Origin of the sequence: Planococcus lenghuensis (assembly GCF_001999905.1) — a bacterium.
Lineage (GTDB): Bacteria > Bacillota > Bacilli > Bacillales_A > Planococcaceae > Indiicoccus > Indiicoccus lenghuensis.
The window spans coordinates 284,014-296,238 of record NZ_CP019641.1 but is presented as its reverse complement, the minus strand read 5'-3'; the positions used below and the strand labels follow the sequence as shown (position 1 = coordinate 296,238).

Annotated in this window: 10 protein-coding genes and 3 pseudogenes; 10 read left to right on the top strand and 3 right to left on the bottom strand. The window is 47.4% G+C overall.

The window, feature by feature from the left end:
* Positions 1-12 precede the first annotated feature (12 nt).
* Positions 13-300, top strand: a complete 288-nt coding sequence (locus tag B0X71_RS20050) for an ABC transporter permease family protein (protein WP_077591320.1) — start codon at positions 13-15, stop codon at positions 298-300.
* Here B0X71_RS20050 and B0X71_RS20045 read toward each other — a convergent pair.
* Complete coding sequence (locus tag B0X71_RS20045; protein ID WP_077591319.1) at positions 274-1,401, bottom strand: IS4 family transposase; 1,128 nt, start codon at positions 1,399-1,401, stop codon at positions 274-276. The two genes, B0X71_RS20050 and B0X71_RS20045, sit on opposite strands and share 27 nt — an antisense overlap.
* Before the next feature lie 116 nt (positions 1,402-1,517).
* On the opposite strand from B0X71_RS20045, the pseudogene B0X71_RS20040 reads away from it, so the two are divergent.
* The 4 genes and pseudogenes from B0X71_RS20040 to B0X71_RS20025 form a co-directional block, all read left to right on the top strand.
* Positions 1,518-2,105: pseudogene (locus tag B0X71_RS20040) on the top strand (carbohydrate ABC transporter permease); the annotation flags it as partial.
* 16 nt (positions 2,106-2,121) lie between these two features.
* On the top strand, positions 2,122-2,835 hold the full coding sequence (locus B0X71_RS20035) for a glycerophosphodiester phosphodiesterase (protein ID WP_077591317.1): 714 nt from the start codon (positions 2,122-2,124) through the stop codon (positions 2,833-2,835).
* Positions 2,836-3,175: 340 nt separating this feature from the next.
* A complete protein-coding gene (locus B0X71_RS20030) occupies positions 3,176-4,303 on the top strand; it encodes an IS4 family transposase (protein WP_077591316.1) in 1,128 nt (375 codons plus the stop codon).
* A 41-nt stretch (positions 4,304-4,344) separates the two neighbouring features.
* Positions 4,345-5,409, top strand: a complete 1,065-nt coding sequence (locus B0X71_RS20025) for an acyltransferase family protein (protein WP_077591315.1) — start codon at positions 4,345-4,347, stop codon at positions 5,407-5,409.
* A 214-nt stretch (positions 5,410-5,623) separates the two neighbouring features.
* On the opposite strand, the pseudogene B0X71_RS21835 reads toward B0X71_RS20025, so the two are convergent.
* Together B0X71_RS21835 and B0X71_RS21705 are read right to left on the bottom strand one after the other, a co-directional pair.
* Positions 5,624-5,779 (bottom strand): annotated as a pseudogene (locus tag B0X71_RS21835) (transposase); the annotation flags it as partial.
* Positions 5,780-6,032: 253 nt separating this feature from the next.
* Positions 6,033-7,137 (bottom strand): annotated as a pseudogene (locus tag B0X71_RS21705) (IS4 family transposase).
* Positions 7,138-7,360: 223 nt separating this feature from the next.
* On the opposite strand from B0X71_RS21705, the gene B0X71_RS20015 reads away from it, so the two are divergent.
* The 5 genes from B0X71_RS20015 (at position 7,361) to B0X71_RS19995 (ending at position 12,168) form a co-directional block, all read left to right on the top strand.
* Complete coding sequence (locus B0X71_RS20015; RefSeq protein ID WP_269750128.1) at positions 7,361-7,921, top strand: IS630 family transposase; 561 nt, start codon at positions 7,361-7,363, stop codon at positions 7,919-7,921.
* Between the two features lie 156 nt (positions 7,922-8,077).
* The gene (locus B0X71_RS20010) at positions 8,078-8,359 is read left to right on the top strand and encodes a DUF1450 domain-containing protein (protein WP_332309482.1); all 282 of its coding nucleotides are present in this window, start codon (positions 8,078-8,080) and stop codon (positions 8,357-8,359) included.
* A 240-nt stretch (positions 8,360-8,599) separates the two neighbouring features.
* Positions 8,600-9,645, top strand: a protein-coding gene (locus B0X71_RS20005; protein ID WP_156890005.1) for an IS630 family transposase whose coding sequence is annotated in 2 segments (ribosomal slippage) — positions 8,600-9,103 and positions 9,106-9,645 — 1,044 coding nt in all. Because the reading frame shifts where the segments join, the coding sequence is not laid out codon by codon here.
* Between the two features lie 367 nt (positions 9,646-10,012).
* Positions 10,013-11,488: a processed acidic surface protein gene (locus tag B0X71_RS20000; protein WP_077591314.1), complete on the top strand. Its 1,476-nt coding sequence runs from the start codon at positions 10,013-10,015 to the stop codon at positions 11,486-11,488.
* Positions 11,488-12,168 carry a class D sortase gene (locus B0X71_RS19995; RefSeq protein WP_232336874.1) on the top strand — a complete coding sequence of 227 codons (681 nt, stop codon included), beginning with the start codon at positions 11,488-11,490 and terminating at the stop codon, positions 12,166-12,168. The genes B0X71_RS20000 and B0X71_RS19995 overlap by 1 nt, the downstream gene beginning before the upstream one ends.
* The last annotated feature ends 57 nt before the right edge of the window (positions 12,169-12,225 follow it).

The following is a 12,225-nucleotide window of genomic DNA, read 5'->3' as shown; positions in this document are numbered from 1 at the left end:
GAGGGAAAACAGATGAAAGCTTCACCCATTACCCGAGTTATAAATGGGTTTGGTCTTGTCCTCTTATTCATCATTTTTGCCATGCCTTTTGTCTGGATGGCCAGCACCGCTTTTAAATCGCTCGGTGAAACACTGACTTTTCCGCCGGTATGGATTCCTGAAACGCTGCTGTGGGAGAACTTTGCGCAGGCCTGGAATTCCGGCCCTTTTCTTAAATACCTATCCAATAGCATTATAGTCACCTTGTTCATCACGCCTGTTGATTACCCAAAATCATCCAGTTTCCAATTTATGAAGTAGCCAGGATGGTTCAAACTGTTTCGTTATCCCGACCCGCCACTCGATCGGCAGGGCATCACAAAGAAGCAGGCGCTGAAAGCCGGCGAAGGACAGCGATTTGGCGTTCGGCTGCCGACCGCCTTGAATATGGAGCCACTTGAGGATGACATAAGCGATCAGTGCGGCGAATAACTGATTGAAGACGGCATTCTCTGTGGTGCCGAACAGGACAGGCACATTTAGATTTTGTTTGATCCAGCGGAAAAAGGTTTCGATGGCCCAGCGCGACTTGTACATGCCGGCGATCTCTTCCGCGGTCACATTCCGCAGCGATGTCGCCACGCTGATGACTTTTCCTTCATAGTCGGTGAACTGAACCACCCGGTGCCGCTTCTGGGTCTGGTGCTGGGGAGTTCCCAAGATACAGGTGAAATCTGCGGTCACGTTCGATTCCTTGTCGCGTATGCCTTTCAGCGATTTTTTTCGGTTCAGCTGAATATTGTCTTTCAGTCGGAAGACAAAATCCTGCTTGTTTCCTGCATACAGGTCCGCTTTCTCTATCGAGAAATATGCCCGGTCACCGACCAGGATAAACCGTTTGTCTTCCAACTCTTTGCCGATCGGTCCGTCGTGCTTGAGGCCGGTCGTCTCTACGACCCGGAGGGGCATGCCCGTCTCATTGGAGAATCCGACATGCAGTTTGATGCCGGCGCGTTCACCATGATAGAGCGCCCAGGGCAGGCGGGTCTTTCCGACCGTGATCGTCGTTGAATCAATGGACAGAAGTATTTTCGGCATGTTTAGGCTGCGGCGCGCCGCCCGGTTCAGTTTGCCGATGATGACATCAAGGATCCGTTTCATGATGGCATAGTCAAGCGCCTTTAGGTGCTTGGAAAGTGACGAATGGTCAACAGCGACAAGTCCGCTGCCCGGCCCGACATCCGCTGCGTGACGGAGGCTTTTCCATTCATTCGCAGCGGCGCCCGCCAAGTACGAGATCACCGTCCCCACCGTGCATTTCCGGGCTGTGTCCTGATAATCGAATTCGGTTAAAATGGCCTGCAGCTCAGTCGCTGGAAGAAAATTTTGAATCAGTTTTTGGAACGTGGTATTCTTGTTCATGAGAGATGCCTCTTTCCGTAAATGTTTGTGTGGTAACTTACATTTTACTGAAAGCATCTCTCTTTTTGTTGCTTTTTTGATGGAAAAAACTAGTTAATCAACACGCCTGCTTGTTCATCTTGATTTTACAGTTTGCGACCATCATTCCGGCAGCTTATGCGTTTGCTCGCTACCGTTTTCCTTTGCGGAACTTTTTCTTCGCTCTTACAATGATTTGTCTGATGATTCCCAGCCAGCTCATTTTTCTGCCGGTATACCTAAGTTTGAGTGCCTGGGGGCTCCTCGATACGATTTGGGGGCTGATTCTTCCTTTTGCGACAAGTGCATTCGGGATTTTCCTGTTGCGACAATCATTTATGCAAGTCCCGGAAGAGTTGCTGGAAGCTGCCCGTTTAGACGATGCCACGGAATGGCAGATTATTGTAAAGATCATGTTGCCGCTTGCCAAGCCCGTGTTGATTACAATCGCGCTATTTAGCTTCATCTTCCACTGGAATGATTATTTCTGGCCGCTGGTCATGACGACCACTGAAAATGCCCGTACCTTACCGCTTGGCATTGCGATGCTTCGCCAGGTTGAAAGTGGTGCAGCTTGGAATATTGTAATGGCAGGCAACTTGCTACTCGTTTTACCGATTCTCGTTATTTTCTTCTTTGCCCAGCGTCATATTATTCGAGCTTTTGTTTATACAGGCGTGAAATAAAAAGGAGGCGGTTGATATGGAAAAAGTGATTGCTCATAGGGGCTGGTCAGGGAAAGCACCTGAAAATACATTAAGTGCAATCAAGCTGGCGCTCGAAGAACCTAAAATCGACAGCATTGAAATTGATGTGCATCTTACAAAGGACGGTGTCCCTGTGGTGATTCATGACCATACGGTCGACCGAACAACAAACGGAACCGGTTATATAAAAGACCTAAGAATAGACGAACTAAAAGCACTGGATGCGGGCAGTTGGTTCAGCCCTTCTTTCGCCCAGGAAACGATTCCCACTCTGGAAGAAGTACTGAAGTTAATTAACCGCAAGAAAAAACTATTTATCGAATTAAAACAAACAGCCGGCCTCTATAAAGGATTGGAGGAGCAAGTAATCCATCTCATTAAAAAATATGGAGCCGAAGATCACTGCTATTTGATTTCGTTTGATCACAAAAGTCTTCAAATGTGCATGAAACTCCATCCGAACATCAAGCGTACTCTTGTCCTGTTGGGTTCGCCCCTGCTATTAGTCAATCAAGTAAATGAAATCAAGGCTTCAGCGGTCTCCAGACACTATCAATACGTGGATCAGGAACTTATTGAAAGCCTGAATAACAATGGGACGGAAATTCTGGTTTGGACAGTCGATCAGAAAACAGAGACAGAGAGACTGTTTACACTGGATAACAGGATCATCTTCACCTCAAATCATCCAAACCTTCTATGGGTATGAAAAGCGAAACGAGATAACTAACAGGAATGGAATCTCACACTAGGTATGGCAAGCGAGGCAGGAATTCCTATTTCTAAGTAAAGTTGGCGACCCCTTTTTCTTTTCCTTCGGCCAAAAAATGGAATGCTCGAAACTGCCAAGATGAAACTGAGCAGCGAACATTCTCTCATCTACCAAGTAAACGAAACAATGAACAGCTGGCTTATTTATCGTTCAAGAAAGAAAAGAGGTCAGACGTGTTGATTAACTAGTTTTTTCCATCAAAAAAGCAACAAAAAGAGAGATGCTTTCAGTAAAATGTAAGTTACCACACAAACATTTACGGAAAGAGGCATCTCTCATGAACAAGAATACCATGTTCCAAAAACTGATTCAAAATTTTCTTCCAGCGACTGAGCTGCAGGCCATTTTAACCGAATTCGATTATCAGGACACAGCCCGGAAATGCACGGTGGGGACGGTGATCTCGTACTTGGCGGGCGCCGCTGCGAATGAATGGAAAAGCCTCCGTCAAGCAGCGGATGTCGGGCCGGGCAGCGGACTTGTCGCTGTTGACCATTCGTCACTTTCCAAGCACCTGAAGGCGCTTGACTATGCCATCATGAAACGGATCCTTGATGTCATCATCGGCAAACTGAACCGGGCGGCGCGCCGCAGCCTGAACATGCCGAAAACACTTCTGTCCATTGACTCGACGACGATCACGGTCGGAAAGACCCGCCTGCCCTGGGCGCTCTATCACGGTGAACGCGCCGGCATCAAACTGCATGTCGGATTCTCCAATGAGACGGGCATGCCCCTCCGGGTCGTAGAGACGACCGGCCTCAAGCACGACGGACCGATCGGCAAAGAGTTGGAAGACAAACGGTTTATCCTGGTCGGTGACCGGGCATATTTCTCGATAGAGAAAGCGGACCTGTATGCAGGAAACAAGCAGGATTTTGTCTTCCGGCTGAAAGACAATATTCAGCTGAACCGAAAAAAATCGCTGAAAGGCATACGCGACAAGGAATCGAACGTGACCGCAGATTTCACCTGTATCTTGGGAACTCCCCGGCACCAGACCCAGAAGCGGCACCGGGTGGTTCAGTTCACCGACTATGAAGGAAAAGTCATCAGCGTGGCGACATCGCTGCGGAATGTGACCGCGGAAGAGATCGCCGGCATGTACAAGGCGCGCTGGGCCATCGAAACCTTTTTCCGCTGGATCAAACAAAATCTAAATGTGCCTGTCCTGTTCGGCGCCACAGAGAATGCCGTCTTCACTCAGTTATTCGCCGCACTGATCGCCTATGTCATCCTCAAGTGGCTCCATATTCGAGGCGGTCGGCAGCCGAACGCCAAATCGCTGTCCTTCGCCGGCTTTCAGCGCCTGCTTCTTTGTGATGCCCTGCCGATCGAGTGGCGGGTCGGGATAACGAAACAGTTTGAACCATCCTGGCTACTTCATAAATTGGAAACTGGATGATTTTGGGTAATCAACAGGCGTGAAAAGAGGTGTATCCTTTGATGCAAAGCCAACCGATCACCGAGAGAAGAAGGGATCCGTTTTTTGATAACGCACGCTTCATTCTTGTTGCCCTGGTAGTGCTTGGCCACCTAATCAGTCCTTTCCGTGACCAAAACGACCTGATCTTTTTTGCAAATAACTTTCTTGCTTCTTTTCGCATGCCTGCCCTTATTTTGCTTACTGGTTATTTTACGAAGCGGTTTTATCAGGACAAAAACAGATTTAAAAGACAGGCCTTTCTCACCATTTTAATTCCCTATCTACTATTCCAAACCTTCTATTCAGGGATGGATGCGATTGGCTCAGGAACGCTAGTCGTGGACTTGTTGTCTCCAAGTTATGGAATGTGGTTTCTGCTAAGCTTGTTTACTTGGAATGTTTTGCTTTTTTTCTTTACCAAGTTAAAGCGCCCTATCCTGGTCTCCTTCGTAATTGCGATAGGAATTGGGTGGATTGAACAAGCAGGGCACTTTTTAAGCATTTCTAGAACCTTTGTGTTCTTCCCGCTATTTTTGATGGGCCACTATTCGACGCCGGAAAACTTCGAGTGGCTCAAGAGAAGACGAGCTAAAATCGTGGCTCTGCTTAGTATGGCAGGCAGCTGGCTTCTTCTCTTCTCTTTTCCTTTCTATGATGCACGTAATGCCCTTCTGGCTAAGTATTCCTATATAGAAATCGGTGATTCTGCTATGGAAGGGGCGGTTGTCCGACTGGTCTTTTATGTCATTATGTTCTTAGGAATACTTTCTTTTTTGCCCTGGATGCCCAAGAATCAGACCTTTTTTACGCATCTAGGAAGACGCACTGCTTATATTTATATCCTTCATCTATTCGTTATGAAGATTTTTTATGCATTGGGCCTATTTTCTCATGAGTTGAACGCTTGGACGCTTTTTGCCATTCCTGTTATTTGGGTGGTCATTGTATTCCTTGTCAGTTCCAACCAAATTGTTTTTCTAACGAAGCCTTTCATTGAAGGAAAAATTGCAATCCCTCTTTTAAATAAAGCTATATTACCCATGAAGTCATTGAGCAAGCCGTTGCGTCCAGAACAAAAGAAATAGCAGAAACAAACAGGGAAGCCCTGATCTCTGGCCATGCTAAGTAGAAACTGATTAGCTTCTTAAACTAAAGAGCAATTCCAGCCAATTTCAAGTACGGAATTCATTAAGCTGTCGACGGCTCTGTCTACTTGAACATGGCTGCCAATTCAGCGCACGCGGAATGAAAGCCGCAGAGGCAGCTCGCGACCTACATCCGATTATCAGCGTTAAACTAGGACAACAGGAAGCAGTCCAGAGAACCCGTGTTCTGAAACTGCTCCTTGCGCCGGCTGTATTTCTTGATCTCTTGTTGAACGACTCAATGAGGGGGACGAACAAATGCTCGACCAGATGTTGCCGGGAAGCCGTGGAACATAAGCAGGTATCGGTTGCACCCAGAACGAATTAATTGTCGACTCTTGATGCCTGTTCTTGAAATGAACCTCGCATGAGTATATAAGTTGAGATAAACATTTTTCATTTTTTCATCTGCATTCACTAGTGTTGCATAAAAGCAGAAGAACAATCGATCGAAATATTTTGAATCATTTTCGCCAAAAAAGAAAATGCCTGAATAAAGGTAGCACTATCCATTTGGTAATTTTATGCAAATAACCAAGAGAAACGGGAACCGGCCATTCGTTTTACGGAACCGATGTTCCTTCAATCCGGCGAATCCAATCTCTGGCGTTCTTCCAGATCTTCGCCGTTAACAGGCGCGTGATGAGCAGAACCGACTTTTTGCTTTCTGTCTCCAATTGGATCAACACGTTTAGGCAGTAGGCGATCAAGGCCAGGTAGATCTGGTTTTTTACGGCATTTTCGCTTTGTCCGTAAAAATGCTTGATCTTCACGTGCTGCTTGAGCCATTTGAAGAACAATTCGATGGCCCACCGTGACCGATAGATGTCACTGATTTCCGCTGGAGATAAGTCGAAACGGTTGGTGACAAGGCGCAATTCCCCGCCTTTGCCATCCGGTATGACCACAATCCGAAAGACGTTTTCCGTACAATTTGTCGCGTTTCCGATAAAGGCCATCGTATCTGAAATGGTATCACAACAAACGCAAGTGCAAATCTTTCTACTGGACGTACGACGGAATTTCTCTTTAGCCGACTGACAAAAAAGAGGCCGGCGTCTGTGAACGCGTCAAAGCGGCCGTAATCCATATAGCCCCGGTCGAAGACATACATGGCTTCCTTGTCGTCAACGAGCACTTCCAGCTGGCTGCGGTCGGATTCCTTGGCGTTCGTGATGATTTCCTTGTCGGGATAATGAGCACCCTGCTCGTCGAATACCAGGCGCAGATGTAATTTGACGCCCGATTTGGTCTTCCGGAACTTCGCCCATTTAAAGTGGTTGACGTTTAGGGGAAGCGTGGAAGAGTCGATGACATCCCGTTGGGGGATGGCGTCTTCTTTCCGTTGATCAGGCTCACAAGCTGCAGGAAGAGATTCGAAAGAATCACAGGGTCCAGATTGTTGTTTTTTCTCGACAGCTGGGAAACACTGATGGATTTAACGCCGGCAGCCCGCTGGAGGTCGGTATTGGCCAAAGCAGCTTCCAGCGCATGAAGGCTATCCGCTTTCATCAATTGGGCGTGCAACATCAAAAGCGGATACGCCTGCGTCGTCAGTTTTTTTGTATAGCGATCCTGTCGATGATCCTTCACAATTTCGTTGAATTTCTCAAAATTTATGGGGGAAACCCATTTACCAAATGCGGTTTTTTTAGTATTCTTGTCCATGCGTGAGTCCTTTTTAGTGGATTTGGACAGGAACTACCTGTGCTTTCCATTATGAAGGACTTTTTCTTTTGGATTTGACCGATTTTCGAAGGTTTGATGAATTTCTAATGTTCCGGATAAATTAATGCAACACTAGTGATCTGCATTGTATACTGAAAAAAACGCCTGAAAGGAATGGTCCGCCATGAACCGGAAAGCGGAAATCCAGGAACTGCAGACAGCTATGAACACGGAAAAGGAACGCCGGATGTTTGAACGGTTCCAGGCGGTCAAGCTGGTCCTTGAAGGCAAAACCCGGAAAGAGGCCGATGACGACAGCGGCCGCACCTGGTTCTTGCGTGGAAAACAGCGGATCATTCCGACATTCGGCCAGCACAAGGGCGTCAAGCTGATTGGCACGCTGGACTACGAGACCGGTGAAATTTTCTGTATCGAAGAAGAACAGTATGATGCCAAAACGTTCCTGCATTTCCTCCAGAAACTTCTGACTGTCTACCCAACGGGTAAAATCGTCATGGTTCTGGATAACGCCCGGATCCACCATGCCAAGCTGATTCAGCCATTCCTGGACGAACACCGCAACCGCTTGGAACTCGTCTTCCTGCCGCCCTACAGTCCGCAATTGAATCTGATGGAGGGCGTGTGGAAGTGGCTGAAGGCAGCTGTCATCCACAACGTCTTTTTCGGCAGTGCCCGGAAGATTAAACTCGCTGTCCGCACTTTCCTCAAGGACGTGGATCAGCGCCGGGCAGAAGTGATTGACCGGCTGTGCGTCAGATTGTAAATTCTTTAACTCAACTTATATACATTCTCTAATTGGGATACCTTGAGCATCTTCTTCAACCGTTTTATAAGGACTGCCTCGATATCGTCACAAAAGCTTGAAGTTCCTTACTTGTTCCACTCCTTCCTTTCTCTTACACTGTGAAATAGATGGAGGATGAACAGAATGTTAAAAAACCTTTTTCGAAAAAAAGAAGTGTTTCTGGCGGACCAAGTGGAGTTTTGTATGACAAATCTTTCGCAGGGCAGCGAAGAAGTGTACGAGCAATTAAGTGAACGCGACGACATCGAACTGCTTCAGACCGGCTGTAACTCCCATTGTGAACTATGTGCATGTACATTATATGCTTTAGTTAACGAAGAAGTGGTGGAAGCTGACACTCCTGAAGAACTACTAGTGAAAATCAACGAAGAACTCGAATTGAACTCTATTCGATGACCCAAATGCTGGAGCGTCTTATTGCTTCAGTTTTTTTGACGGTTTGATAATTTCTATAACTGTACATGCCCTTTTCTCTAATTCCATATTTTTGGTTCTTTGGAGTGCTGGCGCTCGACTCCTGCGTGAATTCTTCCTGAATTTGACGAAATTTAAATTAAAGTACTATATAAGATGAGATAAATTATTTTCATTCCCTCCCTCTACGTGTACACTAAAAAAAACACGTGAAAGGAAGGATTGGCCATGAACCGGGAAGCGGAAATTCAAGAACTGCAGACAGTGATGAACAGTGAACAGGAGCGCCGGATGTTCGAGCGGTATCAGGCAGTCCGACTTGTCCTGGAAGGCAAGACCCAGAAAGAGGCCGCTGCCATCATCGGTCGCACTGAACATACAGTCGGGAGTTACATGGCCGCTTACAAGAAAGGTGGACTCGCCGGCCTCCAACGCGGCACATCCACCGGAAGACCGCCCAAACTGACAGCTGAACAGCGGCAGGAACTGCAGGACATCATCGCCCATCAGACACCGGCGGATGTCGGGTTTCCGGCACGCGCCAATTGGACACTCGGCCTCGCAGTCGAACTGATCGAGCGAAAATGGGGAGAGACCTACTCGCCGAAAGGGCTCTCCCAGCTATTCGACTCCCTCGGCCTCAGCTTCACCCGTCCGACGTATACGCTGAAGAAAGCAGATCCTGAAAAGCAGGCGGAGTTCCGGGACAAGACGTTCCCCGATCTTAAAAAAAACTGATGGATGGCAAAATCGACCGTCTGCTGTTTGAGGATGAATCCATGATCCGTGACTATCAGGCGATCGGGTCCACCTGGTTCCTGCGCGGACAACAGCGGATGATTCCGACATTCGGCCAGCACAAAGGCGTCAAGCTGATTGGCACGTTGGATTATGAGACCGGCGAGATTATCTGCACAGAAGAAGAGCGCTATGATGCCGGAACCTTCCTGCGCTTCCTCGAGAAGCTTCTGACCGCTTACCCAACGGGTAAACTTGTCATGATTCTGGATAACGCCCGGATTCATCATGCCAAGTTGATTCAGCCCTTCCTGGAAGAAAACCGTGATCGGTTGGAACTCGTCTTCCTGCCGCCTTACAGTCCGCAGCTCAATCTGATGGAAGGTGTATGGAAATGGCTGAAGGAAGCCGTCATCCATAATGTCTTTTTTGGCACGGTTCAGAAAATCACGCTCGCTGTCCGAGCCTTCCTCAAGGACGTGGATCAGCGCCGGGAAGAAGTAATTGACCGGTTGTGTGTCAGAATGTAAATTCTTTAACTCAACTTATATAACTGAAAAAACAATTCTTCCGTAAAGCTTTCCGTCCTCTCCTTCAATGCCCTTTCCGTTTTTGGTTTCCTTATCCCCGATACTATCAAAAAGCAGCGTCCCCAAACGAGCGTAAGAGTTATCTAAGTTAAGCGTTTACTGCTTCTAAATAACACGCTTCTATTTGTTATACAAGCCAATGTACCTACTAATAATCCCATGTTTAACAATGTTCCATAACGTCTATACAAGTAATGTGACAGTTATAACAAAAAAACAACAATTCGTGAAGAAGATGGATTTATTGTGAAAATAAATCTATGAAAATAATTCTTATGAAAATAATTCTAAAGGAGCTGAATACAAAATGAGTAAGCGAACGAACAAAATTCTACCGACAGCTTTGGCGACGACGCTGGCATTTGGAGCAGCTCCATTTGCTGTAAGTGCTGAAGTAGACCTTGAAGCCCTGGATGAAACGTACCCGGCGACAGCCGACTGGACCGAAGATGACTGGAACATGTACCTGGGTGATAATTTTGGAACCGACCTGACGGCTTATGGATCGAACGATGAGCTGTTCGAGGAACTCGGGGAGCCGATTGACATCAATGCCTGGATGACAGGTGACTCGGAAGATATGAATATCGTGGAAGCGATGGAACGCTATAACATCTCCGGCGATGAACTGGCAACGATTCTGCAGGAATATGACGGTCTGGAAAATATCCATTTCGTCGGTGACCTGGAAAACGTCCTGGAAGAGGAAGGTTTCACGGAAGTGACTACTGAAGAAGAAGCGATTGAAGACGAGCCAGTAGTGGATGAAGAGACCGCCATCGACGATGAAGTCGCCGACGCGGAAGTCTTCGATGACGATGTCGTCGAAAGTGAAGAGGAAGATGAAGTCGTGGACGATGAAGAAGTCGCGGCAACGAGCGAAGAAGACGCGTTCGACTACGGTGAAGTCGACCCGGTACTGCTCGAAGACACGTACCTGACACCGCTTGGCTGGACAGCAGCAGAATTCGATGACTACCTGATGGACGAATACGACATGGGCATCGCGGACTTTGAAAGCTTCGATGTGCTCGAAACGACCGTCGGCCCGTTCATTGATGTCAATGAACTGATCACGGATGTCGAAGATGGCACCGTTGATGACGCAGGCGTTGTTGGCCTCATGGACGAATATGGACTGGATGCAGCGGAGACGGAGGAATTCCTGAACGGCATTGAAGATCCGGACGCCATCAACTTCTATGCAGACCTTGAAGATGAACTTGTAGCCGCTGGCTACAGCGACATCAATGGGGAAGACGATGAAAACGGCACGGACGGAGAAGCCACCGATGAAGAAGTCGTCGAAGAAGAAACAACCAAAGACGGTGAAGTGATCGAAGAAGGTCTCGACATGGCGATAGTGGAAGAGATGTACCTGACACCGTTCGGCTGGACCGAAGATGACTTCAACACGTACTTGATGGATAATTACGACATGGAACTCGCGGACTTCACTGATTTTGCGGAACTTGAAGCCACCGTTGGCCCATTGCTTGACGATGAAACACTGTCAGCGACACTGTATGAATATGACCTGACAGAAGACGACTTCAATACATTCCTTGAAGATAATGGCTATACGGAAGACGATTTCGTATTCGTTGCCGATTTGGAATGGGCACTTGAAGATGCCGACTTCACGGTCGTGAATGAAGTGGAAGGCGAAGAAATGCCGGATACAGCCACAAACGCCGTTCAGAACGCCCTGATTGGTACTGGGATTGCACTTCTGGGTGCTGCCGCTTTCTTCGTATCAAGAAGACGTGAAGGTGAACAATAATGAGTAGGCACAGAAAAACCGGAAGAGCCATGCGGAAACGTATGGTTCTTTCCTCTTTATCTGTCCCGCTGATGGTGCTTGGTGTTGGTTTTGGCGGATATAATCTCCTGAATTTTTCGCAAGGTTATCATGCAGTCGACAACCGGGACATTGAGGCTTCGGAATTTGTAAGCACAGCAGGAGAGGAAACGGGTGAATTACCTGCCCAGAAAGTTGCGGCAGATCGAGATTTTGATCCTCTTTATTCCACTTTCCCTGAAGAAGGAGAAGAATTTGGCGAACTGATCATCCCGAAACTAAAGGCAGCTATGCCAGTATTCCATGGTGCGGATCCGGATGAACTGGCAAAAGGCGTCGGACACTATGCAGAAAGTGTTCTCCCAGGGATGGGGAATAACTCCGTGCTTTCCGGACACCGCGGTACCGTTTTCCGCGAACTCGGTAAGGTAGGAGAGGGTGACCTCCTCATTGTCCGGACAGAAGCGGGTGAGTTTACGTATAAAGTGCATACTGTTCGGATTGTAGATGACATGGATAAAACGGTAATCGTCCAAAAAGATGAAGCCACACTGACACTGACGACTTGTTATCCGTTTGGTTTCATTGGTGACGCTCCTAAACGTTATGTGCTGGTTGCCGAGTTGGTCAACTCCAACACGAACAAAGTAAATGAAGTATGAAGTTCCTGAGAGGGAACTTCATTTTTAATTTCCTGATTAGTGGAAAAAGATACCTAA

What these genes read in the sequence shown, in the direction of transcription:
- B0X71_RS20050 (WP_077591320.1), top strand. Translation starts at nt 13, where the DNA reads ATGAAAGCTTCACCCATTACCCGAGTTATAAATGGGTTTGGTCTTGTC.
- B0X71_RS20045 (WP_077591319.1), bottom strand. Translation starts at nt 1,401, where the DNA reads ATGAACAAGAATACCACGTTCCAAAAACTGATTCAAAATTTTCTTCCA.
- B0X71_RS20035 (WP_077591317.1), top strand. Translation starts at nt 2,122, where the DNA reads ATGGAAAAAGTGATTGCTCATAGGGGCTGGTCAGGGAAAGCACCTGAA.
- B0X71_RS20030 (WP_077591316.1), top strand. Translation starts at nt 3,176, where the DNA reads ATGAACAAGAATACCATGTTCCAAAAACTGATTCAAAATTTTCTTCCA.
- B0X71_RS20025 (WP_077591315.1), top strand. Translation starts at nt 4,345, where the DNA reads ATGCAAAGCCAACCGATCACCGAGAGAAGAAGGGATCCGTTTTTTGAT.
- B0X71_RS20015 (WP_269750128.1), top strand. Translation starts at nt 7,361, where the DNA reads ATGAACACGGAAAAGGAACGCCGGATGTTTGAACGGTTCCAGGCGGTC.
- B0X71_RS20010 (WP_332309482.1), top strand. Translation starts at nt 8,078, where the DNA reads ATGAACAGAATGTTAAAAAACCTTTTTCGAAAAAAAGAAGTGTTTCTG.
- B0X71_RS20000 (WP_077591314.1), top strand. Translation starts at nt 10,013, where the DNA reads ATGAGTAAGCGAACGAACAAAATTCTACCGACAGCTTTGGCGACGACG.
- B0X71_RS19995 (WP_232336874.1), top strand. Translation starts at nt 11,488, where the DNA reads ATGAGTAGGCACAGAAAAACCGGAAGAGCCATGCGGAAACGTATGGTT.